Here is a 25,946-nt window from a genome sequence, read left to right as displayed (position 1 = left end):
CCGTTGGACCAGGTGTACGGTTGGACGACTGGCTCAGGCAAAGGATCCTCATGAGCATGGAAACCGTTGAAATAAAGGCCTTCGTTCCGGCGAGGGACTTCGAGCTGTCCAAGCGTTTCTATGCCGACCTGGGATTCACCGTGGCATGGTCGTCCGACGACCTCGCTTATCTGCATGCGGGCGAAACGAGTTTCCTCCTACAGAAGTTCTACGAGCAGCGACACGCCGAAAATTTCATGATGCATATGCTCGTGGTCGACGTGGAGGCGTGGTGGCACCACGTGACCTCACAAGGCCTGCCCGAGCGTTACGGCGTGAGGACCGTGCCACCGGGCGACCGCCCGTGGGGTATCCGCGACTTCGTGATCATCGATCCGTCCGGCGTGTTGTGGCGGATTGGCCAGAACACGGAGAAGGTGACGGAAGGCACATACGCGGCATCCTGAAGCCACCTCGCTTGCCGGCTCGTAGTGATTTTAAGGCGAGGCTCGAGGTCTGTGGGCTTGACTTAAGTGGATGCGTGGGTTTCGACGTCCGCTAGAATAGTCGCCATGCAACCGATGTCCTCCTCAGCCTTTCGCCTCAGCGTCGCCCCCATGCTCGACTGGACGGACCGGCATTGCCGGTACTTCCACCGGCTGTTGTCGCCCCATGCGCGTCTGTATACCGAGATGGTGACGAGCCCCGCGCTCGTGCGCGGCCACCAGATGCGTCTGCTGGAGCACAGCCACGAGGAGCACCCGGTGGCCCTGCAGCTGGGCGGGAGCGATCCCGTCGAGCTCGCGAAGGCGGCCGTCATGGGAGCGAACGCCGGGTACGACGAGATCAACCTCAACGTGGGTTGCCCGTCCGATCGCGTGCAGTCGGGAAAATTCGGCGCCTGCCTCATGCGCGAGCCGGAGCTGGTCGGCGACTGCGTGCGCGCGATGGCCGACGCGGTGGACGTGCCGGTGACGGTGAAGTGCCGCATCGGGGTCGACGACCAGGACGAATACGCCGATCTGCAGCGCTTCACCACCACGATGGTCGAAGCGGGCGTGCGGATCCTCGTCGTGCATGCGCGCAAGGCGTGGCTCGAGGGCCTCAGCCCGAAGGAGAACCGGGAGATCCCGCCGCTCGACTACCAGCGCGTCTACCGGCTGAAGCGTGAATTCCCCGAGCTGACCGTCGTCATCAATGGCGGCATCACGACCGTGGACGCCGTGCGCGAACACCTGCGACACGTGGACGGCGTGATGCTCGGCCGGGCCGCCTACCACGACCCGTTCGTGCTGGCGCAGCTCGAGGCCGCGCTGTACGGCACGCCCTTGCCCGATCGCGTCGACGTGCTGGAGCGCATGCGCATCTATATCGATGCCGAGCTGGCGCGTGGCACGCAGCTCAAGCACATCACGCGGCACATCCTCGGTCTGTTCCAGGGCGAGCCGGGCGCACGCGGTTTCCGTCGCCAGCTCTCCGAAGGCGCGCACCTTCCGGGTGCCGACTGGGGGCTGATCGAATCCGCGCTCTCGGCCTTCCGGCAGGCCGCTTAGTCACCCGTCGACGTCCATCAAGGCCAGGACCGCATGATCGTCACCGAACGCCTGATCCTCACTCCCTGCGCGCTCTCCGACTTCGACGATTGCAACGTCATGCGCAGCGATCCGAAGGTGATGGCGTTCATCGGTGGCAACGCGCTGCCGGAAGACACCTGGATCAAGCTGCTGCGCAACGTGGGGCACTGGACGTCCTTCGGGTATGGCCTCTTCACCCTCAGGGAGAAGCAGGGCGGACGCTACGTCGGCGAGCTCGGCCTGGCGCACTTCCATCGCGGACTCGGGGATCGCTTCGATCCTTTCCCGGAGGGCGCCTGGGCGCTGGCGAGCGCCGCGCAGGGGAAGGGCTATGGCACCGAGGCCCTGGAGGCGGTCCATGACTGGTTCTTCGAGCGGCGCGACAAGGGCCGCACCGTCTGCATCATCGATCCGGCCAATACGCCGTCGCTGCGCCTCGGCGAGCGGCTGGGCTACCGCCCGTTCGGCCAGGCCGAGTACCGCGGCAAGCCGGTGACGATGCTCGAACGGCTGGGCTGACGGAACCCGTTGGAGCGGACCTGGCCGCGATACGGCGTGGCCCGGGAGCCGCAGGACCCGGGCGCCTCGCGAAAAGCGGTCGCGGCCAGGTCCGCTCCAGCAGCCGGGCTGTATCGGGTTTCGTTCAGCTTGGGGCGGGTAGGGCGTCGGCATCATCGGCCGATCGAATCGACCGGCCGCCCCGCGCCAGACATGAAAATCACGTTTCGCCCGCTATTTTTCGCCGCACTCTGCCTCGCCTTGCCCGCCGCCGCCCTCGCCGACCAGTCGCTGACGCTGGAGCAGGCCGTGAGCAAGGTGCAGAAAGATACCGGGGGGAAAGTGCTGTCGGCGGATACGCGGCTCGTCGAGCGCGGCCGGATCACCGAATACCGGGTCAAGGTGCTCACCCTCGACGGACACGTGAAGGTCGTGCCGATCCGAACCGAAACCGCCAAGCCCCTGGACGCCAGCGCCGGGGATAACAAGGAGAAACATTGATGCGAATCCTGCTCGTAGAGGACGAGGCCCCGCTGCGCGAGACCCTCGCCGCGCGCCTGAAGCGCGACGGCTTCGCCGTCGATGCCGCCCAGGATGGCGAAGAGGGCCTGTACCTCGGTCGCGAAGTGCCGTTCGACCTGGCCATCATCGACCTGGGCCTGCCCAAGCTCTCGGGCATGGACCTGGTCAAGGCCCTGCGCGAGCACGGACAGCGCTACCCGATCCTGATCCTCACCGCGCGCGGCAGCTGGCAGGACAAGGTCGAGGGCCTGAAGCACGGCGCCGACGACTATCTGGTGAAGCCGTTCCACGTCGAGGAACTGCTCGCGCGCATCAACGCGCTGGTTCGTCGGGCGAGCGGCTGGTCCAAGCCGGTGCTGGCCTGCGGGCCGATCAAGCTCGACACCACGGCGCAGACGGTCACCGTCGAGGGCCGCCAGGTCGACCTCACCAGCTACGAATACAAGGTGCTCGAGTACCTGATGCTGCATGCGGGCGAGCTCGTCTCGAAGGCCGACCTCACGGAGCACATCTACCAGCAGGATTTCGACCGCGATTCGAACGTGCTCGAGGTCTTCATCGGCCGCCTGCGCCGCAAGCTCGATCCGGAAAGCGCGCTGAAGCCCATCGAAACCGTGCGTGGTCGCGGCTATCGTTTCGCGATCCCGCGCAACGAAGCGGACGAAGACTGATGGACTCGCGGGCGACGCGGCCAAGACGGCGCGTCGCCCCACGGTAATCTCGGAGCATGGACAACGCTTCACCGACCCGACGCCGGCCCCTCTCGCTGGCCGCGCGAGCGGCCCTCGCGACCGGCTTCGCGCTCGCCGCCTTCCTCGGCCTGACCGGTCTCGCCCAGAACAAGGCGAACTACGCGTCCGAGCTGTCGGCAATGCACGATCGCCTGCACAACTACGCCATCGCGTACATCACCGGCACCGACATCACGCGCGCCGGCAAGGTCACGACACCGGACAGCCAGCCGAACCCCGACTTCTCGCGTCCGGGTTCGGGCCTCTACGCGATCATCGTCGGCAACGACGGCTTCCGCTGGGAGTCGTCGTCCGCGCTCGGGCGCGACTTCGACTTCGTGCGGATGCTCTCGCCCGGCGAAACCGCCTTCGAGCCCGTGGAGACCCGCAGCGGCAAGCTCTACGTCTTCAGTTACGGCGTGTCGCTGGACAGCACGGAGAAGCGCAGCGTCCCGCTGACCTTCGCGGTGGCGCAGACCGAGGACCAGTTCGAGCGGCAGGTCGCCACGTACCGTCGCACGCAGTTCCTGTGGCTGGCCATGCTCGGCATGATGCTCATGCTGCTGCAGCTGTTCCTGCTGCGCTGGAGCCTGCTGCCGTTGCGCCGCGTGTCGAGCGATCTCGCGCACATCGAACGCGGGTCACGCGATCACCTCGACGGCCCGTATCCCGTCGAACTCACCGTGCTGACCCGCCGCCTCAACGCGTTCATCGACAGCGAGCGCGAGCAGCGCACGCGCTACCGCGACACGCTCGCGGACCTCGCGCACAGCCTGAAGACACCGCTGGCGGTGATCCGCTCGCAGCTGGAAACCGGTGGCGACGCGGGCAATCTTCGCGGCGAGCTGCTCGACCAGGTTCGCCGCATGGACGAGATCGTCGCCTACCAGCTCTCGCGCGCCGCGACGTCGGGCCGACGCACGATCGCGTCCGTCGAGCCCATCGCGCCGCACGCCGAGGATCTCGTGCAGAGCCTCGAGAAGGTGTACGCGGCGAAGAACGTGCTGTGCGAGTTCGAGATCGAGGACGGCGTGACGTTCCCGGGCGAGCAGGGCGACCTGCTCGAACTGATGGGCAACCTCGTCGAGAACGCGTTCAAGTGGGCGTCGCACCGCGTGCTGCTCACCGCGCGCTCGGTGGGCAAGATGCGCGGCCGCAGCGGCCTCGAACTCATCGTGGAGGACGACGGCCCGGGCATTCCCGACGACAAGATCGAAAGCATCCTGCAGCGCGGCGTGCGCGGCGACGAACGGGTGCAGGGCCACGGCATCGGTCTGTCGATCGTGCAGGACATCGTCAAGGCGTATCAGGGCGAGCTCAACGTCGATCGCTCGGAGGAACTGGGTGGTGCGCGCTTCTGCGTGAAGCTGCCGCCGCCCTAGCGGCCGCGCAACCCGGGCGCAGGCCCGTAGAAGGCCTCCAGCAGCGCCGCCACCGCGGGCTCCGCCTCCCGCAACGCCTGCGGCTGCGAGAAATGCAGCTCGCTCGTCACCGCGAAATACTCCTCCGGCGCCTCGGCCGCATACGGGTCGATCGTCGTATGCCGGCCACGGTCGAGCGCGTTGGACAGAGTGTCGAAACCGCGCTGCATCGTCGCGATCCATTCGCGTCGGTTCATCGTCGGCGGCAACGGCGGCACGCCGTTCGCCGGTCCCGCGAGCATGTCGAGCTTGTGGGCCATCTCGTGGATCACGACGTTGAACCCGTCCCACGGCGCTTCGAGGTCCAGCGCGACATCGGCCAGCGAGAGGATCATCGGTCCGCGATCCCACGCCTCGCCGATCAGCGTGTCGTCGCTGTCGGTGACGACGCCGGTGCGCGCGTCGCGATGGCTGCGCCGCACGTTGAACTCGCCGGGATAGACGAGCACGTTCGTCCAGCCCTTGAAGGCCCGCGGGCCACGGGGCAGGGCGGGGAGGCTGGCCTGCATCGCGATCGCCAGCCGCCAGAAGTCGTCCAGGGCGGCGTCGCCCATGGCGTGGAAACGCTTGGTGTGCAGGAACGTCGCGGCGAGCTGGCGCAGATAATGCGCGCGTGGCGCATCGAGGGCGCGCGCGAGCGGGACGCGCGCGATGGCCTGCTTCCACAGCGCATCGTCGATGGGCGGCACGGGCGCGCGGAAGCGCCCGATCAACGACTGAAGAAAGCCCACGACGATCGACCGGAACGAATCAGAGCATGGATCCCGGAAGCAGCGACTGCCAGCTCGGGACCGACGAGCGCAGGGGCGACACGTCGTCGCGCGACATGTCGGCATCCACGGGCGGTGCGACCGTGCCGGCCGAGGTGTCGCGGCGGGAGCTGGATGGGCGGGCGGGCACGATGTCGCCGCCACCGCCGTTGTCCCTGCCGGACTGCGCCGAGCGCGAGCTGCCTTCGAACGACGACGACGCACCGCTGCCGCTCGCGGAGAGCAGACCACTGGGGTCGATGTCGGAAGCGGCGGCGGTGCCGGCGGCACCGACGAGGCACAGACATCCGAAGATGTACGGTCTGGCGTTCATCGGTAAACCCTGCAGCCCCTCGAGGGACGAAGAGGGGGACGGCCGATCCTCGCAGAAATTTCACCCGGCTGCCAGTGCAGGACGTCGCCGGCGGTCGTCCCCGGCCCGATGCGGGCGAAATCCGCGCCGCTGCCCTAGAATCGGCGGATGTCCCGGACCTCCCCACCCCCGACAGCGGCCGCCTGACGGCCCACGGCACACCATGCTCGCACGCGACCTCCTCGATGCCCTCGCCGGTGGCGACGCCGTGTCCGGCGCGGCCCTGGCCCGCAAGGCCGGCGTGACGCGCGCCGCGGTCTGGAAACAGATCGAAGCCCTGCGACTGAAGGGCGTGCCCGTGGAGGCGAAGGTCGGGGGCGGCTACCGCCTGCCATGGCCGACCGAACTGCTGGACGGCCAGCGCATCCGTGCCGGGCTCGCGCCGGCGACCTCGGCGCAGGTCGGCATGCTCGAGGTGCACTGGGAGATCGACTCCACGTCGAGCGAGATCGCGCGCCGCATCCCGGTGCTGGACGACCTCGCGTTCGTCATGGCCGAAACGCAGTCCGCCGGGCGGGGCCGTCGCGGCCGCCCCTGGCTGTCGCCTCCCGGCATGAATCTCTACCTCTCCGTGCTCAAGCGCTTCGACGGCGGCTTCGCGTCGCTGTCCGGCCTGTCGCTCGCCGTCGGGGTGATGCTCGTGCGTGCCCTCGGCGATCTCGGGATCCGCACGGCGGGGCTGAAGTGGCCGAACGACGTGCTCGCCGGCAACGCGAAGCTCGCTGGCATCCTCGTCGAGTTGTCCGGCGAGTATTCCGGACCATGCGCCGCCGTGATCGGCGTCGGCCTCAACATCCGCCTTCCCGACAGCGTGCACGAACGGGCCGGCCAGCCGATCACCGACCTCGCCTCGATCGTCGGCGGCGACCCGCCGGGCCGCAACCACATCGCGACGGTCGTGGTCACCGAGCTGGCCGAGGGTCTGCGCACCTTCGAGCGCCATGGCTTCGCCGCCTTCGCTGACGAATACGCGGCGAACGACCTGCTGCACGACGTGCCGCTGCGCATCCTGGACCCCCGCGGGGACTTCGAGGCGGTGGGCGAAGGCGTCGACGAGCGCGGCGCCCTGCGCGTGCGCGTCGCCGACGGGTCGGTCGTCACCGTCGACAGCGCGGAAGTGTCCGTCCGCCGGAGCGCGCCATGATCCTGTTGCTCGACCTCGGCAACACGCGCCTGAAGTTCGCGCTGCTGGACGGCGACGACTTCGTGCATCGTGGCGCGTTCGGCTGGGACGCCGACATCGCGCACGAACTCGCCACGCTGTGGGCGACGTGGCCGGCACCGGAGCACGTCGTGGGCGCGTCGGTCGTCGACACCGCGCGGGAGACCGCCGTCGCCGTCGCGGCGGGCAAGGCCTTCGGTCGCGATCCCGTCTGGGTGCGCACACCCGCGCACGCCTGCGGCGTCACCAACGCCTATCCGGAGCACGCGCGGCTCGGCGTGGATCGCTTCCTCGCCATGGTGGACGCGTTCGCGGCGGGACGCGCGCCGTGCGTCCTCGCCAGCGTCGGCACCGCACTCACGCTCGATGCGCTGGACGCGACCGGTCGTCATCTGGGTGGCTGGATCGCGCCCGGGCCACTGCTCATGCAGCAGTCGGTGCTTGGCGCGACGGTGCAGGTCCGCCCCGATCGCGGCGGCAGCGTCCTCGACCTCGCCGACAACACGGCGGACGGCCTCGCCTCCGGTTGCTGGCAGGCTTGCGCTGCGCTGGTCGATCGCTTCGTCGATCGCACGGCGCCGATGCTCGGCGGCCATCCGGTCGTGACCCTTGGCGGCGGCGATGCCGACCTGCTCGCGCCGCTGCTCCAGCGCGACGTCGCGGTGGTGCCCGATGCCGTGCTGCGCGGACTCGCGGTGTGGGCGAAGTCGCATGTCGTTTCCGGCAATATCGCCTAGAATCCCGACGCCGCCGGTTCTGACAGGGGAACGCGCGCAGGCCCCTCCGCACCCGAGGCCACCATGCTGCTGCGTTTGCTGTTCGTACTGTTGATCGCCCTCAATATCGCGGTGGCCGCGTGGCTGCTGCTGGGCGATTCGGGTACGCCGGCGATCGATCCGAACGACGGCGGCGTGCCGAAACTCAAGCTGCTCGCCGAGCTACCGGAACCCGCGGCGACGACGCCGGCTCCGGCGACGTCCGCCCGCACCGCCGCACCCGCCGCGCCGGAGAAATCCACGAGCGTCGCGCTTCCCGCGATGCCGGCGAAGGCGGCGTCCGCGCCGCCAGTCGCTCCGAAGCCTCCGGCGACGGTCGCCAAGGCTGACGCGGCGACCGCCGACGCCCCCAACGCGCCGACCAGCCCGCGTCGCAGCTACCGCTGCCTCGCCATCGGTCCGTTCGCCAACCAGGTGGACCTCCGCGCCGCGCGCGGCGCCATCGCCTCGCGCACCGTGCGCAGCCGGCAGCGCCAGGAGCAGACCAGCGAATCGCGCGGCTGGCGCGTATTCCTCCCCGCGCAGCCCACGCGCGAGCAGGCGCTGGCGCAGGCGCGGCGCCTGGAGGCGAAAGGCATCAAGGATTACTTCGTCGTCACCGCGCAGGGCGAGCTGCAGAACTCCGTCGCCCTCGGCCTCTTCCACGACCCGGCCAATGCGCGGAAACGCCGAGACGAGGTGGTCGCCGCGGGTTTCCCGGCCCGCATGAGCGAGCGCACGGAAACGACGCCCGTCTGGTGGCTCGACGTCGTCGTCCCCGAGGAAGCCGGCGGCGACATCCGCCGGGGCATCCGCACCCCCGGCGTCGCGGCGCGAACGACCGGTTGCTTCTGATAGAATCCCCGCCTTCGCCGGCATAGCTCAGTTGGTAGAGCAACCGCCTTGTAAGCGGTAGGTCCCCAGTTCGAATCCGGGTGTCGGCACCATCCATCGTGCGACGTCGATCGTACGAAGTAAGGGCTCCCCGCCTTGGCGAGCCCTTTCTCTCCATCGACCGCTGGCCCGTCGTGGCGGTTCACCATGTAGCCCATGGCGGCACGATGAGCCGCTCGCGCCGGACCGGCCTTACGCTCAGTCTCATCCACGTATTGAGCAAGTAGCGTGGCGATCCGCCGAACGCGGTCGTGACTCCCATAAGTTGCTCCGCGTCGGGCACTGCGGGATTGCTCAGCCAGCAGTACATGGCCCAGTGAAAGGCCTGTGGGCCGAAATGCCTGAATGCGTCGGCCTCGGTTATCGGCGGCTGGTGCGGCGCGTACGGGAAGCCCTGCGGAACACTCGACGCGTTGTCGCCGTCCGCCTTGTCGTAGGCGTGTTCGATCCAGCGCTCGCCCGAGTTCAGATTTCGATAGAGAAGTTCACCGACGTCCAGCGCCGGGATGCCCCAGTCGCTGAAGCCGTCGATCGTGAGGCCACAGATGGCCTTCGCGATCGTGCTGTAAGGTTGGAGGGCTTCGGTGTTCGCCCGGCTATCCGTGCGATGCAAGATCTTCCGAAGTGGATGATTGGGATCCATCTCGTCGATGTCGTCGCAGATCGCACCGGCCATCTCGTACTGGCGTGGTGCCACGTAATTCTTGTAGAGCACGCCATTTTCCGACGTGATACCGAAGAAGAAGCCTCCGCCACCGGCCTCGCCGATGCGGGGGGCACCACGCACGGGGCGTGTCCGTCGCTGCGGGGTCGACCGGCGCCCCGCACCCGCGTGTCGCCCTTCGCGGCGGGGATGCCTCACCCGTTCGCGATCGGTCCGAAGGCCCTCGAGCAGCCGGCCGGTAGCTGATGAACGATCCACAAGCGGAATGTCTCCGTTGATGAGATAGCATCTGTGATGATCGTATTGGACGGCGATCCCGGTATAGCGGTTTCGCAGTCGCACCGAGAAGAAGGTGAGCTGCGACTGGCCTTCGGGTACCAGACCCAGGTAGCCCCAGGGCAGTTCCACGTCGATCGACGAAACATCCGGGTCGTACTGGAAATCGACCCCGAAACCGAAGAGATCCACCTCGATATCGAAGGTGGATGGGTCGGTCACGATGCCCCGGACAGTGCACACGATCGGCTCCCACGGCTTGGGAATCGTGCGGATGTCGAGTGCGTAATTCATCTCGCCGTTGCTGCTTTCGAACCACGGCACGAGGTCGAGCGGAATCGTCAGGTAGTCGAAGGCTTTGGTTACTGCGGTGCTGGTCGTAGGCATTGCAAGGTCTCCTCCATGAGATGGGTGCCTCGCGGTCGGTTCGCCGCGCGCGATCGATTGTCGACCTCGACCGCGGCCTTGTGCAAAGTGTCGGTTTGCATACGATTCCATGTACCCCAGTGGGGTACGCCGTTCGGACCGAATCCGCATCGAAGTTTTTCGATCGGGTAACGCCAGACCGGACGGACGCGCACGATCAACTTGCTGCGATGGCGCTCAATCTTTGCCGCAGGAAATCCCGCAGCCGCTGCACCGCCGGCGTCAGCTGCGAGCGGTGCGCGCTGACGAGATTCAGAGGCGAGCGTTCGCCCTGGTCGGGGAGCAGGTCGACGAGCCGGCCGGCGGCGAGATCGTCGGCGACGTCGATCTTCGACTTGTAGACGATCCCTTTCCCCGCGACGCCCCAGCGGCGCGTGACTTCGGCGTCGTCGCTGATGCGGTCGCCCGACACCTTCACCGTACGAGGGCCGCCTCGCAGGTCGAACGTCCAGCGGTCGTAGACGATGTCGCCCCAGACGAAGCACAGGCAATTGTGTTCGCCGAGATCGTCGGGATGGGTCGGCGTGCCGTGCTTCGCGAGGTAGTCGGGCGACGCGCAGAGCACGCGTCGATTGTCCGGGACGAGCGGCTGCGCGACGAGGCCCGAATCGTCGAGCGTGCCATAGCGGATCGCCGCGTCGATGGGATGGCGGTGCAGGTCCGCGGAGCGATCGCTGATGCGCAACTGCAGGCAGATGGCCGGGTGCTCGGCCTGGAACGCGTCGAACCATGGCAGCAGCACGTTGCGTCCGAGATCCGAAGGCACGGACAGCCGCAACGGGCCGGCGATCTCGCCGCGGCTCTCGGCCAGCGTGCGCGACCCACCCGCCAGCGCGTCGAGCATCGCACGCGCATGCGGCAGATAGCGCTCGCCGTCGTCGGACAGTCGCATGCTGCGGGTCGAGCGCACGAACAGCCGCGTGCCCAGTTCGCGCTCGAGCCGCTGCACGGCGTTGCTGACCATGGCCGGCGTGCTGTCGGCGAGCCGGGCGGCCGCCGAGAAGCTGCCCGCGTCGGCGGTCTGGACGAAGAGCTGCACGTCGTCGAGTCGGATCATTTTCGGCGCTTTGCGGAAAGTGTTTGCCCATGGTGCCCGTTTTTCGCACCTGCGCGGAAGACGACGATGGCCGCCTGTCCTTCCGGAGCCATCCCATGAACCGCCTGCGCCACGCCTTGCTCGCTCTGTCCCTCGCCGCGGCGCTGCCTGCGCTGGCCGGTGAGCCCGCCCTCCACGTCGTCGCCGAGACGCGCGACTCGGTGTGGAACGCGGTGGCGATCGACGACGCGAGTCGCGTCTACGTCGCCGGACCGCGCTGGACGGGTTCCCGCGGCCCATCGGTGGCGGCCGTCGACGCCGAGGGCCGTGCGCGTCCCTGGCCCGATGCCGCCTGGAACAGCACGGATGCATCCGTGCCGGTCGAGCGCCGGTTCGTGAACGTCAACGCGATCCACCGCGATCCGCGGGGTGGCCTATGGATCGTCGACACGGGCGTCGACGGATTCGGCGGCAGCGTGATCCCGGGGGCCGCCAAGCTCGTGCGGGTCGACCTCGCGAGCGGCCGGGTCGATCGCGTGATTCCGTTGCCTGCCGACATCGCGCGCACGCACAGCTACGTCGACGACATCCGCTTCCACGGCGACCACGCGTACCTGACCGATGCCGGCGACCCGGGCCTGATCGTGCTCGACCTGACCACCGGCAAGGCGCGTCGCGTGCTCGACGGCACGCGCTTCACGACCGCGAGCGATCGGGACATCGTCCTTGGCGGCCAGGTGGTGCGCGCGCCCGACGGCAGCGCGCTGCGCGTCAACGCCGATCCGCTGGAAGTGAGTCCGGATGGCCGGTGGTTCTATTTCGCCTCGCTGGAAGGTCCGTGGTGGCGCATCGAGACGCGCTATCTCGACGACGCGTCGCTCCCCTCGAAGGCGCTGGAAGCGCACGTGGAACCCTGGCTCGACCTGCCGCCGGTCGGCGGAACGACGATGGACGGCAAGGGCAACCTCTATTTCACCGATCTCGCGACGGACTCCCTGCGTCGCGCCACGCCGGACGGCCACATCGACACGATCCTGACCGACGCTCGCCTGCACTGGGTCGACGCCCCCGCGTTCGACGCGCAGGGGCGCCTGTTCCTCCCCGTGCCGCAGATGGATCGCGTCGCGCTGTTCCAGCACGGCAAGGCGACGACGCAATGGCCGGTGCGCGTGTATCGGCTGGATGTGCCGCGTTAGGCGACGGATGGACTGCCGCGCTGCAACGTGGCTGTTTCATGGGCGGGTGTAGACTTCGGGAGTTATCACCGAGCCGTCCCCTCCATGAGTCCTCTCACCCGTTCCGTCGCCCTCGTGGGCGCCCCCACCGATATCGGCGCCGGCCATCGCGGCAGCTCGATGGGGCCGGAGGCGCTTCGCGTCGCCCGGCTCGCCGAGCGCCTCGCGAAGCGCGGCATGCACGTCGTCGATCGCGGCAATTTGGCCGGGCCACTGAATCCATGGCAGCCCCCGGTCGACGGCTATCGCCACCTCGACGCCGTCGTGGCGTGGAACACGGCGCTGCACGACGCGATCTACGGCGAACTCCGCGAGGGCAGGCTGCCGATCCTCCTGGGCGGCGACCACTGCCTGGCGATCGGTTCGATTTCGGCGGTCGCGCGCCACTGTCGCGAGACGGGGAAGAAGCTGCGCGTGCTCTGGCTCGACGCGCACGCCGACTTCAACACCAGTGCGATCACCCCGTCCGGCAACATCCACGGCATGCCGGTGGCGTGCCTTTGCGGCCATGGCCCGGATGTGCTCACGCGCATCGGTGGCACGGTGCCCGCCACGTCGCCCGACGTGTTCCGGCAGATCGGCATCCGCTCGGTGGACGAGGGCGAGAAGCGCTTCGTGCACGAGGTCGGGCTCGACATCTACGACATGCGGTACATCGACGAGATCGGCATCAAGGCGGCGATGGAAGAGGCGCTGGCCGGGGTCGACGAGGACACCCATCTGCACGTGAGCTTCGACGTCGACTTCCTCGATCCGTCGATCGCCCCCGGTGTCGGCACCACGGTGCGCGGAGGGCCGAACTATCGCGAGGCGCAGCTCGTCATGGAGATGATCGCGGATACGGGCCGCGTCGGCTCGCTCGACATCGTCGAGCTGAATCCGGCCTTCGACAAGCGCAACCAGACGGCCAAGCTGGCGGTCGACCTCGTCGAGTCGCTGTTCGGCAAGTCGACCCTGATGCGCTGATCGAAGCATTGTGGGAGCGGACCTGGCCGCGACGGCCCCTTGCTGTGGGAGCGGACCTGGCCGCGACAGCCCCTTGCTGTGGGAGCGGACCTGGCCGCGACAGTTTTTCGCGGGGCGTCACAGGCCCTGTCGCTCCTCGCGAAAAGCCGTCGCGGCCAGGTCCGCTCCCACGGCGACACGCCGTCGCGGCCAGGTCCGCTCCCACAGCGACACGCCGTCGCGGCCAGGTCCGCTCCCACAGCGACACGCCATCGCCGCCAGGTCCGCTCCCACAGCGACGGGATGTCGCGGCCGCGGCCGCTCCCACAGGCCGCTCCCCGCGGGCTAGACTTGGACGGTTTCCGTCGTCAGGTTCGAAGGCTTCCCATGCACACCCGCGTTCTCACCGGCATCACCACGACCGGCACGCCGCATCTCGGCAACTACGTCGGTGCCGTCCGGCCGGCGGTCCTTGCCAGCAAGGATCCGAACGTCGACGCGTTCTACTTCATGGCCGACTACCACGCCCTGATCAAGAGCGACGACGCCGATCGCGTGGAGGCCTCCCGCCTCAAGATCGCCGCCACCTGGCTGGCCGCGGGCCTCGACCCGAACACGGCCACCTTCTACCGCCAGTCGGACATCCCCGAGGTGACCGAGCTCATGTGGCTGCTGACCTGCGTCACGGCCAAGGGCCTGCTCAACCGCGCGCACGCGTACAAGGCGGCGGTGGACCGCAACATCGAGAATCAGGAAGACGCCGATGCGGGCGTCACCGCGGGCCTGTACATGTACCCCGTGCTGATGGCGGCCGACATCCTCGCGTTCAACGCGAACAAGGTGCCCGTCGGACGCGACCAGATCCAGCACATCGAAATGGCGCGCGACATCGCGCAGCGCTTCAACCACACCTACGGTCGTGACTTCTTCGTCATGCCCGAAGCGCACATCGAGGAGCAGGTGGCGACGCTGCCGGGCCTCGACGGCCGCAAGATGTCGAAGAGCTACGACAACACGATTCCGCTCTTCGAGGGCGGCGCGAAGGGCATGCGCGAGGCGATCATGAAGATCGTCACCGATTCGCGCCTTCCGGGCGAACCGAAAGAGACGGACGACTCTTCGCTGTTCACCATCTTCAAGGCGTTCGCGTCGCCAGCCGAAACGGCCGCGTTCGCGGAGGCTTTGCGTGGTGGCCTCGGCTGGGGCGACGCGAAGCAGGCCCTGTTCGAGCGCGTGGAGGCCGACATCGGCCCGATGCGCGAGCGCTATGAAGCGCTGATGGCGAAGCCGGACGACATGGAGGACATCCTCCTTGCCGGTGCCGCGAAAGCGCGCGCGATCGCCGGCCCCCTGGTCGAAACGCTGCGGGAGGCCGTCGGTCTGCGCCGATCGAGCTCCGCATCGAAGGCGGCCGCGGCTCCCGCGGCGGCTCCGTCGATAGCGAAGGCGAAGCCGCCGCGCATCGCCAGCTTCCGCGATACCGACGGCAGCTTCCGTTTCCGCCTGTTCGGCGGCGATGGCGAGGAGCTGCTGCTGTCCAGCGCGTTCGCCGACCCGAAGGCGGCCGGCGCGGTGCGCCAGACGCTCGGCACGCTGGGCGGCGCGAACGCCGCCCTCGAGGCGCAGGGCGACGCGGTCGTCCTGTCGATCGACGGTAATGCGGTCGCTTCGGGTGCGTTGCCTGCCGACGAGGGCGCCCGTGCGGCGCACGTGCAGCGCGTGCGTGCCGCCCTCGACGCACTCGCCGCCGCGACGGCGGAAGAAGCGGCGGCGAAGCGGAAAGTCTGACATGCGCTACCTCGCGATCATGCTGCTGGCGCCGTGGTTGATCGTGCTGGGCTGGGCCTACTGGGCCTACCCGAAGTCGCTGCCGCGGAACGTCACGCGTCGCTCGTTCGACGTGCTCGCGCTGCTCGCGGCGACGGTCGCAGCGATCCAGTCGGCCGTGGTCGCGTACGACGCCGTCGAGCTGCCGGCCGCCGACGAATTCGGGCCGAAGAGCGGAGCGATCTGGCAGCAGGTCGTACCAGCCCTGTACGGCTACGGCGCCTTCCTCGCCGTGCTGCTCGTCGCGCTGATCGTCCGGCAGATGGTGTGGAAAAAGCGCGCAACCTAGACCTTCCATGTAGGAGCGCGCCCTGCGCGCGACAGCTCTTCGCGAGGCGCACAGGTCCCGCAGCTCACGGCACGGAGGCTGTCGCGCGCTGGGCGCGCTCCTACGGATCACGACATCGCCGGCGGCTACGGGCCCCACCGATTCACATGGGGCCCGAAGTCCTCGGTCTGCCTGCGCACGATGCAGAAGCGATGGCCCGTCGGCGCTTCCATCACCCACCAGCGCTTCACGAAGCCGATCCGCTTCGCCCCCAGCGCCTCCAGTCGCGCGGCTTCGGCGTCGAGGTCGTCCGTTTCGATGTCCAGATGCACACGGCTGGGATGATCGACGCACTGGATGAGGATCTTGAGCTCGTCCGGTGCCGTCCTCAGCGACGCGTACCTCCCATCGCCATCTTCGTCGGGATTTTCCACCGGCTTCCCGAGCGCGCGGCTCCAGAAAGTCGTGGCCGCGGCCAGGTCGGTGCCCTGGCAGTCGATGACGAGGTTGCAGAGCCTGCTGCGGTGCATGGTCGATGCCTCCGTGACACGGAACACCGACGCTAGCAGCGGCCGCGCGGAGACCGCGTGACGCTCAGGCGCCGCGCAGGCGCAGCGTCAGGCCCTTCAGGAAATTGCGCAGGAACTGGTCGCCGCAGAGGCGGAAATTGCTGTGCTTCGGCTGCCGGAAGAGGGCGTTGATCTCCCCCTTCGACACGCGGAAGCCGGCCTCGCCCATGATCGCGAGGATGTCGTCTTCCTTCAGCTCGAACGCCACGCGCAGCTTCTTCAGCACCACGTTGTTGTTGACGCGGGTTTCGACCGGGCGCGGCGGCTGGCTTTCGTCGCGGCCGCGACGATGGACGATGAGGCCATCGAGGAAATGCGCCATGGCGGCGTCGGGCATCTCGACGAAGCCCGGCTCGTCTTCCTTGCGCAACCAGGGTTCGACCTGTTCGCGCGTGGCGGGAAAGCCGGAGAGCTTCATGATCTCGACGACGTGGACGTCGCCGAGGTCGAGCATGTAGCGGACGCTACGGAGGGTGTCGTTGTTGAGCATGGCGGGAAGGATACCGCGCGAGCGGTGGCAGCGTCGCCGGCCCTTGCGTAACCTCCATCGGGACTTGTGACTCGCGGCCTCACAACATGTCGCGCGCAGGGCGCGCTCCTACAGTGCGGCGTTGTAGGAGCGCGCCCTGCGCGCGAATGAGGGCAGGGCGGCGTCGCCGCGTCTTACTGCGGCAGGCCCAGATCGTCGAGCATCGCCTTCAGGAAGCGCGCGGCTTCCCCGCCCGTGGCGGCGCGGTGGTCGAAGGTCAGCGACAGCGGCATGCGGCGGTGCACTTCGATGCCGCCCATCACGGCGACGACGTCGTGGCTGAGCTTGCCGGCACCGACGATGGCGACCGTCGGCGGCACGACGACCGGCGTGGCGTAGCGGCCGGCGAACATGCCGAAGTTGGACAAGCTGATCGTGTAGCCGGAGAGCTCCGACGCCGGAATGCTGCGATCCTCGACGGAGGTGCGCAGGCGCTTGATCGCGGCGCGGACGCCCGCGCCGTCGAGCACGTCGGCGTTGCGCAGGGCCGGAACGAACAGGCCGTCCTCGGTATCCACGGCGATGCCGACGTCCACGTGCGGGTGCAGCGTGCGGGTCAGCGTCTTGCCGTCGAACCACGCGTTGAGTGCCGGCACCGTCTTGCAGGCGACCACGATCGCGCGGATCAGGCGGGCGGTGATGTCCTGCTTGCCGATCCAGGCGTGCAGGTCGGCGTCGTCGACGAGCGTGGTCGGGACGACCTGCGCGTGCGCTTCGGCCATGACGCGCGCCATGTTGCGGCGGACGCCCTTGAGCTGTTCCGGCTGACCCATCGCGTCCTTGCCCGGGGGCGCGGTGCGGACGGCCTTGCCGGCGAGCGACACGGGCGTGCGTGTCGGTGCCGGACCCGGCTCGGGCAGCGTCGGCGCGAGGTGCTGCGCGGCGGCCGAACGGACCGGCGCGGCGCCCAGGGCGGCGCTGCCGTTGGCCGCGGCGGCCTTGACGTCGGCCATGGTGATGACGCCGCCGGCGCCCGTGGGCTGCACGCGGGTCAGGTCGACCTTGAGCTTCTTCGCGGCGGCGCGCACGGCCGGCACGGCCTTGACGCCGCCGGCACTGGACACCTGCTCCGTGTGCACGGCGTTGCCGCTGACCATGGCGCCGACGACGGTGCCTTCGTCTTCGCGCTCGCCGCCGGACTCGATCTCGCCACCGTCGTCGGACGCGACGACCTTGTGGCTATCGTCGGCCGCCGGGCTGCCGACGCCCTTCTTCGGGCCATGGTGGTGGCCGGTGGATTCGGCCTCGGCGCGCTGGCGGGCGTTCGGGTCGATCTCGAACTCGGCCAGCGGCGCGCCGGTCTCGATGATGTCGCCGGCGGCGCCGTGCAGCTTCTTCACGGTGCCGGAGTAGGGCGACGGCACGTCGACGACGGCCTTCGCGGTTTCCATCGACACCAGCGGGGCGTCGAGCTTGATGGTGTCGCCTTCCTTGACGTGCCACTCGACGACGGTCGCGTCGGGCAGGCCTTCGCCGAGGTCCGGCAGGAAAAAGGTCTTGATGTCGGCCATGGGTATCGGTTCCTCAGGAGGCGGCGAGCGTGCGCTCGGCGGCTTCGACGATGCGTTCGACGCTGGGGAGGTACTTCATCTCCAGGCGGAACAGCGGGATGTGGGTATCGAAGCCGGTGACGCGCTCGACCGGCGCGAGCAGGCTGTAGAGGCACTCCTCGGACAGGCGCGCGGCGATCTCGGCGCCGAAGCCGGCGGTCTTCGGGGCTTCGTGCACGATGACGCAGCGGCCGGTCTTCGTGACCGATTCCGCGATCGTGTCGAAGTCGAGCGGGGTCAGCGTCGCGACGTCGATGACTTCGGCGCTGATGCCCTTCTGCGCGAGCTCGTCGGCGGCCTCGAGGCATTCCTTCACCTGCGCGCCCCAGGTCACGAGCGTCACGTCGGTGCCGTCGCGCAGCACGAAGCAGACGTCGAGCGGCAGCGCCTCGCCGTCGTCCGGCACTTCTTCCTTGTACTGGCGATAGATGCGCTTCGGCTCGAAGAAGATCACGGGATCCGGGTCGCGGATCGCGGCGAGCAGCAGGCCGTAGGCGCGGGCCGGCGACGAGGGCATCACGACGCGCAGGCCCGGGATGTTGGTGAACAGGTGCTCGTTCGCCTCGGAGTGGTGCTCCGGCGCGCGGATGCCGCCGCCCCAGGGCGCGCGCCACACGGCGGGCACCGTGATGCGGCCGCGCGTGCGGTTGCGCATGCGGGCGGCGTGGCAGGCGATGTGCTCCATCATCGGGTAGATGAAGCCTTCGAACTGCGCTTCCGCGACGGGCTTCATGCCCTGCGCGGCGAGACCGACCGTGAGGCCGGCGATGGTGCCTTCGTCCAGCGGCGTGTCGATGACGCGCATGTCGCCGAACTGTTCCTGCAGGCCCTGCGTGGCGCGGAACACGCCGCCGTTGACGCCGACGTCCTCGCCGAGCACCACGACGCTGTCGTCGTTGCGCATCTCGTAGGCGAGCGCCTGGGTCACCGCTTCGATGAGAGTGATTTGTGCCATGGGAAGGGATCCTTACTTGCGATCGAGGGAAGCAACGAGCTCGCGCTGCTTTTCGAGGTCGGCCGGGAGTTCGGCGTACAGGTAGTCGAACATCGCCGTCGCCGGCTGGTTCTTCGTCTCCAGGTACGCGTTGACCTCGTTGTCCATCCAGTCGTCGCACTCGGCCTTCCAGGCCTCTTCCTTCGCGTCGTCCCACTTGCCCTTGGCTTCGAGCCACTTGCGCAGGCGCGGCACCGGGTCGCGTTCCCACGCGTCCTTCACTTCCTGCTCGCCGCGGTAGCGGCGCGCGTCGTCGGCCGTGGTGTGGTCGCCGAGGCGGTAGGTCACCGCTTCGATCACGCTGCCGCCCTGACCCGAGCGCGCGCGCTCGAGCGCGTCTTCCATCGCCTTGCGCACGGCGATGATGTCGTTGCCGTCCACCTGGATGCAGTACAGGCCGGCCGCGATGCCCTTCTGGGCCAGCGTGCCGGAACCGCTCTGGATGCGGCGGGGCACGGAGATCGCCCACTGGTTGTTCACGATCACCGCCACCAGCGGCAGCTGCTGCGCGCCGGCGACGTTGATGGCGCCGTAGAAGTCGCCCTTCGACGAGCCGCCGTCACCGATCGTGCAGACCGCGACGCGCGGTTCGTTGCGGATCTTGAACGCCAGCGCCGAGCCGGCGGCGTGCAGGCACTGCGTGCCGATCGGCACGCACCAGGCGAAGTCGTGGGCGGGCGCGTCGGCGAAATCGTTGCCGCGCTCGTCGCCGCCCCAGTAGGTGTAGACCTCGCGCGGCTTCACGCCGCGATACAGCTGCGCGCCGTACTCGCGATACGACACGGCGAGGGAATCCTCGCGGCGCATGGCGCTGCCGATGCCCACGTGCGCGGCTTCGTGGCCGAGGCACGAGGCGTAGGTGCCCAGCTTGCCGGTGCGCTGCAGCGCGATGGACTTGGCGTCGAACACGCGGGTGGACACCATGAGCTTGTAGAGCTCGACCATGTGGTCGAGGTCCTTGGCGAATTCGGGGAGTTCCTTACCGGTTTCCTTGCCGTCCTGGTCAAGGTATTGCAGGTATTCGATTTCGAACTTGGCGGCGATGGACACGACTCGCTCCCAGGGGAAGGTTAGAAACGACACGCACGAGTGGGGAAGCGGCCGGGCCCATCCAGCGGGGCGCGACTAGCTTTTGGGTTCTTGCGAGCCGGACTAGATATCAGGGGTATTATGGCCCGGCAAGGTACGGCGCAGCACGATCGACCCTGCGCAGGCGGCCGAAATGGCGGCGTGGCGCGCCCTGCGACCCCGTCAACCCCCGATGTGAAGATGCCCATGGCCAACCCGCAGCGCGACCTCGAACCCGGTATCCGCACCGATCTCGACGGGCGCCTCACCTATGGCGAATACCTGAAGCTCGACCAGGTACTCACCGCGCAGCACCCGCGCAGCGAGCCGGCGCACCACGACGAGATGCTCTTCATCGTCCAGCACCAGACCTCCGAGCTGTGGCTGAAGCTGATGATCCACGAGCTGGACGCCGCGCTGGCGCGCCTGCGCCGCGACGACGTCGACGGCACGCTGAAAGTTCTTGCGAGGGTGAAGCAGATCCAGCGGCAGCTCTACGAGCAGTGGGGGGTGCTGGAGACCCTCACCCCTGCCGAATACCTGCAGTTCCGCGACGTCCTGGGGCCTTCGTCCGGATTCCAATCGTTGCAGTACCGCATGGTCGAATTCCTGCTCGGCAACAAGCACGCCGACATGCTGCGCGTGTTCGAGCATGATCCCGTGGCGCACGATCGGCTCCGGACCGTGTTCGAGGCCCCGGGCCTGTACGACGAATACCTGCGCTACCTCGCCCGCCGCGGCCATCCCGTGCCCGCCGAACTGCTGGCCCGCGACCTGACCCAGCCATGGCGCAGCCAGCCCTCGCTCCTGCCCGTGTTCAAGCGCATCTACGAGGACACCGCGAACTTCTGGCCTGAGTACCATCTCAGCGAGGAGCTCGTGGACATCGAGGAAGCGTTCCAGCTCTGGCGCTTCCGCCACATGAAGACGGTGGAGCGCATCATCGGCTTCCGCCCCGGCACCGGCGGCTCGTCCGGCGTGGCCTTCCTGCGCAAGGCGCTGGAGCAGAGCTTCTTCCCGGAACTCATCGAGGTCCGCACCATCCTGGGCACGTGACCGCGTTCAGTGGGAGCGGACCTGGCCGCGACCGCTCTTCGCGGGAAGCGACAGGGCCTGCGACGCCTCGCGAAAAGCTGTCGCGGCCAGGTTCGCTCCAACCGTCGGTCGTCACCTTTCGATTTGACGCACGGGGCCGCTCCGGCTAAACACCCTGCACGCATTCGTCTTCAAGGGAAGCCATGACAGCCACCGCCCACGCCGCCGCGCGGCCCGTACCCGAGTATCCGCAGACCCTCGGTCATCCGCGTCCCCTGTGGATGCTGTTCATGACCGAGTTCTGGGAGCGGTTCGCGTTCTACGGCATGCGCTGGGCGCTGACGCTGTACATCGTCGCCGAATTCTTCAACGGCGACGCCTCGGGCCAGGGCTACGCCAGCCGCACCTACGGCGCCTATCTCGCGCTCGTCTACGCCTCGGCGATCTTCGGCGGCTACGTCGCCGACCGGATCCTCGGCTACCAGCGTTCCATCCTGCTCGGGGCCGCGGTGATGGGCGCCGGCCTGTTCATGGTGATGGTGCCGAACGAACAGGTGTTCCTCGCCGGCCTGGCCACCGTGATCGTCGGCAACGGCCTGTTCAAGCCGAACATTTCGTCGCTCGTGGGCCAGATCTACCCCGTCGGCGACGACCGGCGCGATCGCGGTTTCACCATCTTCTACATGGGCATCAACCTCGGCGGTTTCCTCGCGCCGCTGGTCACGGGCTGGCTCGCTTCCGTCATCACCGATACGCCGCTGCAGCAGAACTACAAGGCCGTGTTCGCCGCGACCGGCATCGGCATGGTGATCTGCTTCATCTGGTTCCTGCTCGGCCGTTCGCAGCTCAAGGGCGTGGGCGTGCCGCCGCCGGAACGCCACGAAGGCAAGAGCTTCGTCGGCGTGATCGTCGGCATCCTCGTCGCCATTCCGCTCGTCTACCTGCTGATGGCGAAGGCGGGCGCGATCTTCATCGCGTGGCTGCTCGGCATCCTCTTCATCGGCGTGGCCGCGATGCTCGTGATCGAGGCCGTGCGTCACGACCGCATCCAGATCCACCGCGTCGTGGCGATGCTGCTGCTCTTCACGTTCAACGTGCTGTTCTGGATGTTCTTCGAGCAGGCCGGCAGCTCGTTCAACTTCCTCGCGCAGAACATCGTGGATCGCCAGATGTTCGGCTGGGAATTCCCCACCGGCTGGTTCCAGTCGGTGAACTCCGCCGCGATCCTCGTCTTCGCGCCGGTCGTGGCGCTGGCGTGGGCGTGGTCGTCGCGCTTCCGCAAGGAGCCGTCGATCCCGCGCAAGTTCGGCCTCGGCCTGATCTTCAACGCGCTGGGCTTCCTGGTGCTGATGTACGCGCTGAAGGGCCTGGTGGACGGCCGCGGGCTGATCCCGTTCTGGCCGCTGGCGGCGTGCTACGTGCTGCAGACGATCGGCGAGCTGTGCCTGTCGCCGATCGGCCTGTCGATGGTGACCAAGCTGGCGCCGATCCGTGTCGTCGGCCTCGCGATGGGCGGCTGGTTCCTCTCCACCGCCATCGGCAACAACCTCTCGGGCCTGCTCGCCGGCCACATCAGCGGCGAGACCGGCATGACCGTGGACTCGGCGCTCTCGGGCTTCACCTTCAGCTTCGAGCTCCTCGTCGGCGCGGGCATCGTGCTCTTCCTGATCGCCCCGCTGATCAACCGCCTGATGCACGGGGTGAAATAAGGCGCGCGCGAAGCGGTAGGAGCGCGCCCTGCGCGCGACATGTTTTCGCCGGGAGCGACAGGCCCTGTTGCTCCCGGCCTCAAAAGATGTCGCGCGCAGGGCGCGCTCCTACGCCTCAGGCCAGCAGCTTGTCCAGGATCCGGTCCAATTGCACCCGTTCGGCCTCGTCCAGCTTCGCCAGCAGCTCCCGCTCGTGGGCGCGCGCCAAGGGCGCCACTTCGTCGTGGATCGCCCAGCCGGCGTCCGACAGCTTCAGCACCGAGCGGCGCTTGTCGCCGTCGTGCGTGCCGCGGTCGACCCGGCCCGCCTCGACCAGCCGGGCCACGGCGCGGCTCACCGCGACCTTGTCCATCGCCGTCCGCTCCACCACTTCACGGGCCGAGACCTCCGGAAAGCGCGCGAGAATCGTCATGACGCGCCACTCGGTCATGCTCAGCTGGAAGCGCTCCACGTACTCCGCCGCGATGCCCTGGCTCACCGTGTTCGACAGGATCGACAGCCGGTAGGGCAGGAAGTGCTCCAGTTCGAGCGGCGCGTGCGCGGGTACGGCTTCGGGAATCATGCTGCACAGGTCCTTGCAAATGGTTACAGGTGAAACTATAACGGGCATCATGACGGCGCAAGCCGTCCCCCAGCCAGGAGTATCGCCCATGAGCGCCCAGCCCAATATCGGTATGGAAGTCACCACCTTCGAAAACCCGCAGGGTGTCGATGGCTTCGAGTTCGTCGAGTTCGCCGCGCCGGACCCGGCGCTGCTGCATACCTTGTTCCCGAAGCTGGGCTTCACCGCGGTGGCGAAGCACAAGACGAAGAAGGTCACCCTGTACCGCCAGGGCGACTGCAACTTCCTCGTCAACGAAGAACCCGACTCGTTCGCCGCCGACTTCGTCGCGCAGCACGGCCCGAGCGCGTGCGGCTTCGCCATCCGCTTCAACCGCCCGGCGACGGACGTCCAGGCCACCGCGCTGTCCAACGGCGCCGAGAAGATCACGAACAAGCCGGACACGCTCGCGCTGGACGTCCCGACGATCCAGGGCATCGGCGGCTGCGCGCTGTACCTCGTGGATACCTACGGCGACAAGGGCGAGGTGTACGAGAGCGAGTTCGAGTGGATCCCGGGCGTCGATCGCCATCCGAAGGGTTTCGGCCTCACCTTCATCGACCACCTGACCCACAACCTGCACTTCGGCAACATGGAGAAGTGGTCGGAGTACTACGAGCGCCTGTTCAACTTCCGCGAGATCCGCTACTTCGACATCAAGGGCGCGAAGACCGGCCTCGTCTCGAAGGCGATGACGGCGCCGGACGGCATGGTCCGCATCCCGCTCAACGAATCGTCCGACGAGAAGTCGCAGATCAACGAATACCTGCGCGAGTACAACGGCGAAGGCATCCAGCACATCGCGCTGTTCACGGACGACATCTACGCGTCGGTGGAAGCCATGCGGGCGCTCGACGTGGCGTTCCTCGATACGCCGGACACCTACTACGAGGTGATCGACATCCGCGTGCCGGATCATGGCGAGGACATTCCGCGCCTGCAGAAGAACAAGCTGCTGATCGACGCCGACGACGAAACCAAGAAGAAGCTGCTGCTGCAGATCTTCACGCAGAACAACATCGGCCCGATCTTCTTCGAGATCATCCAGCGCAAGGGCAACGAGGGCTTCGGCAACGGCAACTTCAAGGCGCTGTTCGAGTCGATCGAACGCGACCAGATGCGCCGCGGCGTGCTTTGATAGCCTAGCGGCGCGTAGGAGCGCACCTGGGCGCGATCGGGGGTCCGCGCGAGCCTCATCGCGCCCAGGTGCGCTCCTACAAAAGCCGATAACCGGACACCACCGATGACCCACACCGACGATACCCGCGGTTACCAGACCGGTTTCGCCAACGAGTTCGCCACCGAAGCGGTGGAGGGCGTGCTGCCCACGGGCCAGAACTCGCCGCAACGCGTGGCGAAGGGTCTCTACGCCGAGCAGCTCTCGGGCAGCGCATTCACCGCGCCGCGCCACCGCAACCTGCGCAGCTGGCTCTATCGCATCCGGCCTGCCGCGCAGCATTCGCCGTTCACGGAACTGGCGCATGCGAGCTTCCACAACCGCTTCGACGAAGCACCGCCCACCCCGAATCAGCTGCGCTGGGACCCGCTGCCCGCGGCTCCCGCCGGCACCGATTTCCTCGATGGCCTGTTCACCATGGGCGGTAACGGCGGCGCGGCCGATCAGGCGGGCATCGGCATCCACCAGTACGTCGCCAACCGTTCGATGGAAGGCCGCTACTTCTACGACGCGGACGGCGAACTGCTGCTCGTGCCGCAGCAGGGGCGGCTGCGCATCCGTACCGAGCTCGGCGTGCTCGACGTCGCGCCGTACGAGATCGCCGTCGTGCCGCGCGGCATCCGGTTCCTGGTCGAACTGCCGGACGGCGAGGCGCGCGGCTACGTCGCCGAGAACTTCGGCGCGCCGCTGCACCTGCCGGACCTCGGCCCCATCGGCGCCAACGGACTCGCGCACCCGCGCGATTTCCTCGCGCCGGTCGCGGCCTACGAAGACCTCGAAGGCGACTTCGCGCTGATCGCCAAGTTCCAGGGTCACCTCTGGCAGGCGTCGATCGATCATTCGCCGCTCGACGTGGTCGCGTGGCACGGCAACTACACGCCGTACAAATACGACCTGCGCCGCTTCAACACGATCGGCTCGATCGCGGTGGACCACCCGGACCCGTCGATCTTCACCGTCCTCACGTCGGCGAGCGATACCCCCGGCGTCGCGAACATGGATTTCGTGATCTTCCCGCCGCGCTGGCTCGTGGCCGAGCACACGTTCCGGCCGCCGTACTTCCATCGCAACGTGGCCAGCGAGTTCATGGGGCTGATCGACGGCGCGTACGACGCGAAGGCCGGCGGCTTCGTTCCCGGCGGTTCGAGCCTGCACAACTGCATGAGCGGACACGGCCCCGATGCGGCGAGTTTCGAGAAGGCCTCGCACGCGGACGTCTCGCGTCCGGATCACATCGTGGGCACCATGGCGTTCATGTTCGAAACACGCAAGGTCATCCGCCCGAGCCGGCAGGCCCTCGAGTCGAAGGCGCTGCAGGGCGACTACTACGAATGCTGGCGCGGTCTGAAGAAGCACTTCGACCCGTCCGCCGTCTGATC

The 25,946-nt window shown here is 68.0% G+C and carries 27 protein-coding genes and 1 tRNA gene; 18 read left to right on the top strand and 10 right to left on the bottom strand.

The window, feature by feature from the left end; genetic code table 11:
* Positions 1-20 precede the first annotated feature (20 nt).
* From J2X58_RS11115 to J2X58_RS11090, 6 genes are all read left to right on the top strand, one after another.
* Positions 21-446, top strand: a complete 426-nt coding sequence (locus tag J2X58_RS11115) for a VOC family protein (protein WP_310048215.1) — start codon at positions 21-23, stop codon at positions 444-446.
* A gap of 105 nt (positions 447-551) precedes the next feature.
* On the top strand, positions 552-1,532 hold the full coding sequence (dusA, locus tag J2X58_RS11110; RefSeq protein WP_310048213.1) for a tRNA dihydrouridine(20/20a) synthase DusA: 981 nt from the start codon (positions 552-554) through the stop codon (positions 1,530-1,532).
* Positions 1,533-1,565: 33 nt separating this feature from the next.
* Positions 1,566-2,072 carry a GNAT family protein gene (locus J2X58_RS11105; RefSeq protein WP_310048212.1) on the top strand — a complete coding sequence of 169 codons (507 nt, stop codon included), beginning with the start codon at positions 1,566-1,568 and terminating at the stop codon, positions 2,070-2,072.
* 192 nt (positions 2,073-2,264) lie between these two features.
* Positions 2,265-2,552 carry a hypothetical protein gene (locus J2X58_RS11100; protein ID WP_310048211.1) on the top strand — a complete coding sequence of 96 codons (288 nt, stop codon included), beginning with the start codon at positions 2,265-2,267 and terminating at the stop codon, positions 2,550-2,552.
* The gene (locus J2X58_RS11095) at positions 2,552-3,244 is read left to right on the top strand and encodes a response regulator transcription factor (RefSeq protein WP_036115892.1); all 693 of its coding nucleotides are present in this window, start codon (positions 2,552-2,554) and stop codon (positions 3,242-3,244) included. The genes J2X58_RS11100 and J2X58_RS11095 overlap by 1 nt, the downstream gene beginning before the upstream one ends.
* Before the next feature lie 56 nt (positions 3,245-3,300).
* Entirely contained in the window at positions 3,301-4,686 is a 1,386-nt protein-coding gene (locus J2X58_RS11090; RefSeq protein ID WP_090056734.1) for an ATP-binding protein, read from the top strand.
* On the opposite strand, the gene J2X58_RS11085 is transcribed toward J2X58_RS11090, so the two are convergent.
* Complete coding sequence (locus tag J2X58_RS11085; protein ID WP_310048210.1) at positions 4,683-5,456, bottom strand: zinc-dependent peptidase; 774 nt, start codon at positions 5,454-5,456, stop codon at positions 4,683-4,685. The two genes, J2X58_RS11090 and J2X58_RS11085, sit on opposite strands and share 4 nt — an antisense overlap.
* A gap of 19 nt (positions 5,457-5,475) precedes the next feature.
* Positions 5,476-5,808, bottom strand: a complete 333-nt coding sequence (locus tag J2X58_RS11080; protein ID WP_090056738.1) for a hypothetical protein — start codon at positions 5,806-5,808, stop codon at positions 5,476-5,478.
* Between the two features lie 202 nt (positions 5,809-6,010).
* Here J2X58_RS11080 and J2X58_RS11075 point away from each other — a divergent pair, with 202 nt between their 5' ends.
* The 4 genes from J2X58_RS11075 (at position 6,011) to J2X58_RS11060 (ending at position 8,711) form a co-directional block, all read left to right on the top strand.
* The gene (locus tag J2X58_RS11075; protein ID WP_310048208.1) at positions 6,011-6,991 is read left to right on the top strand and encodes a biotin--[acetyl-CoA-carboxylase] ligase; all 981 of its coding nucleotides are present in this window, start codon (positions 6,011-6,013) and stop codon (positions 6,989-6,991) included.
* Positions 6,988-7,746 (top strand): type III pantothenate kinase, encoded by a 759-nt coding sequence (locus J2X58_RS11070; protein WP_310048207.1) that lies wholly within the window; start codon positions 6,988-6,990, stop codon positions 7,744-7,746. Before J2X58_RS11075 ends, J2X58_RS11070 begins: the two co-directional genes overlap by 4 nt.
* Positions 7,747-7,809: 63 nt before the next feature.
* Positions 7,810-8,619, top strand: coding sequence for an SPOR domain-containing protein (locus J2X58_RS11065; RefSeq protein ID WP_310048205.1), 810 nt, complete (start codon positions 7,810-7,812; stop codon positions 8,617-8,619).
* A 16-nt stretch (positions 8,620-8,635) separates the two neighbouring features.
* Positions 8,636-8,711: transfer RNA gene (locus tag J2X58_RS11060), tRNA-Thr, on the top strand.
* An 89-nt stretch (positions 8,712-8,800) separates the two neighbouring features.
* On the opposite strand, the gene J2X58_RS11055 is transcribed toward J2X58_RS11060, so the two are convergent.
* The gene (locus tag J2X58_RS11055) at positions 8,801-9,985 is read right to left on the bottom strand and encodes a hypothetical protein (RefSeq protein ID WP_310048202.1); all 1,185 of its coding nucleotides are present in this window, start codon (positions 9,983-9,985) and stop codon (positions 8,801-8,803) included.
* A gap of 196 nt (positions 9,986-10,181) precedes the next feature.
* Positions 10,182-11,081: a LysR family transcriptional regulator gene (locus tag J2X58_RS11050; protein ID WP_310048201.1), complete on the bottom strand. Its 900-nt coding sequence runs from the start codon at positions 11,079-11,081 to the stop codon at positions 10,182-10,184.
* Positions 11,082-11,176: 95 nt separating this feature from the next.
* Between J2X58_RS11050 and J2X58_RS11045 the strand changes: the two genes are divergently transcribed.
* The 4 genes from J2X58_RS11045 to J2X58_RS11030 all read left to right on the top strand — a co-directional run bounded on the left by J2X58_RS11045 (position 11,177) and on the right by J2X58_RS11030 (position 15,356).
* The gene (locus J2X58_RS11045) at positions 11,177-12,256 is read left to right on the top strand and encodes an L-dopachrome tautomerase-related protein (protein WP_310048200.1); all 1,080 of its coding nucleotides are present in this window, start codon (positions 11,177-11,179) and stop codon (positions 12,254-12,256) included.
* 84 nt (positions 12,257-12,340) lie between these two features.
* A complete protein-coding gene (gene rocF / locus J2X58_RS11040; protein ID WP_090180306.1) occupies positions 12,341-13,261 on the top strand; it encodes an arginase in 921 nt (306 codons plus the stop codon).
* 366 nt (positions 13,262-13,627) lie between these two features.
* Positions 13,628-15,028, top strand: a complete 1,401-nt coding sequence (locus J2X58_RS11035) for a tryptophan--tRNA ligase (protein ID WP_310048198.1) — start codon at positions 13,628-13,630, stop codon at positions 15,026-15,028.
* Position 15,029: 1 nt separating this feature from the next.
* Entirely contained in the window at positions 15,030-15,356 is a 327-nt protein-coding gene (locus J2X58_RS11030; protein WP_310048196.1) for a hypothetical protein, read from the top strand.
* Positions 15,357-15,481: 125 nt separating this feature from the next.
* Here the strand turns inward: J2X58_RS11030 and J2X58_RS11025 are convergent, their stop codons facing one another.
* From J2X58_RS11025 to pdhA, 5 genes are all read right to left on the bottom strand, one after another.
* Positions 15,482-15,865, bottom strand: a complete 384-nt coding sequence (locus tag J2X58_RS11025; protein WP_310048193.1) for a VOC family protein — start codon at positions 15,863-15,865, stop codon at positions 15,482-15,484.
* A gap of 64 nt (positions 15,866-15,929) precedes the next feature.
* Positions 15,930-16,394, bottom strand: a complete 465-nt coding sequence (locus J2X58_RS11020; RefSeq protein WP_090056761.1) for a DUF1456 family protein — start codon at positions 16,392-16,394, stop codon at positions 15,930-15,932.
* 173 nt (positions 16,395-16,567) lie between these two features.
* The gene (locus J2X58_RS11015; RefSeq protein ID WP_090180295.1) at positions 16,568-17,944 is read right to left on the bottom strand and encodes a dihydrolipoamide acetyltransferase family protein; all 1,377 of its coding nucleotides are present in this window, start codon (positions 17,942-17,944) and stop codon (positions 16,568-16,570) included.
* A gap of 13 nt (positions 17,945-17,957) precedes the next feature.
* Entirely contained in the window at positions 17,958-18,938 is a 981-nt protein-coding gene (locus J2X58_RS11010; RefSeq protein ID WP_090056766.1) for an alpha-ketoacid dehydrogenase subunit beta, read from the bottom strand.
* A 12-nt stretch (positions 18,939-18,950) separates the two neighbouring features.
* Entirely contained in the window at positions 18,951-20,027 is a 1,077-nt protein-coding gene (gene pdhA / locus J2X58_RS11005; protein ID WP_090180293.1) for a pyruvate dehydrogenase (acetyl-transferring) E1 component subunit alpha, read from the bottom strand.
* Between the two features lie 219 nt (positions 20,028-20,246).
* Between pdhA and J2X58_RS11000 the strand changes: the two genes are divergently transcribed.
* Both J2X58_RS11000 and J2X58_RS10995 read left to right on the top strand, forming a co-directional pair.
* The gene (locus J2X58_RS11000) at positions 20,247-21,101 is read left to right on the top strand and encodes a tryptophan 2,3-dioxygenase family protein (RefSeq protein ID WP_310048190.1); all 855 of its coding nucleotides are present in this window, start codon (positions 20,247-20,249) and stop codon (positions 21,099-21,101) included.
* Positions 21,102-21,283: 182 nt separating this feature from the next.
* Positions 21,284-22,789, top strand: a complete 1,506-nt coding sequence (locus J2X58_RS10995) for a peptide MFS transporter (protein WP_090056770.1) — start codon at positions 21,284-21,286, stop codon at positions 22,787-22,789.
* Positions 22,790-22,904: 115 nt separating this feature from the next.
* Here the strand turns inward: J2X58_RS10995 and J2X58_RS10990 are convergent, their stop codons facing one another.
* Positions 22,905-23,351, bottom strand: coding sequence for a MarR family winged helix-turn-helix transcriptional regulator (locus J2X58_RS10990; protein WP_090056773.1), 447 nt, complete (start codon positions 23,349-23,351; stop codon positions 22,905-22,907).
* An 88-nt stretch (positions 23,352-23,439) separates the two neighbouring features.
* Here J2X58_RS10990 and hppD point away from each other — a divergent pair, with 88 nt between their 5' ends.
* Positions 23,440-24,528 (top strand): 4-hydroxyphenylpyruvate dioxygenase, encoded by a 1,089-nt coding sequence (hppD, locus tag J2X58_RS10985; RefSeq protein WP_310048188.1) that lies wholly within the window; start codon positions 23,440-23,442, stop codon positions 24,526-24,528.
* Positions 24,529-24,633: 105 nt separating this feature from the next.
* Positions 24,634-25,944, top strand: coding sequence for a homogentisate 1,2-dioxygenase (gene hmgA, locus J2X58_RS10980; RefSeq protein ID WP_310048186.1), 1,311 nt, complete (start codon positions 24,634-24,636; stop codon positions 25,942-25,944).
* Positions 25,945-25,946: the final 2 nt, after the last annotated feature.

The organism is Luteibacter sp. 3190 (assembly GCF_031456385.1).
GTDB lineage: Bacteria > Pseudomonadota > Gammaproteobacteria > Xanthomonadales > Rhodanobacteraceae > Luteibacter.
Note: the sequence above shows the minus strand (reverse complement) of the source record. Positions and strands in the feature narration are given on the sequence as shown.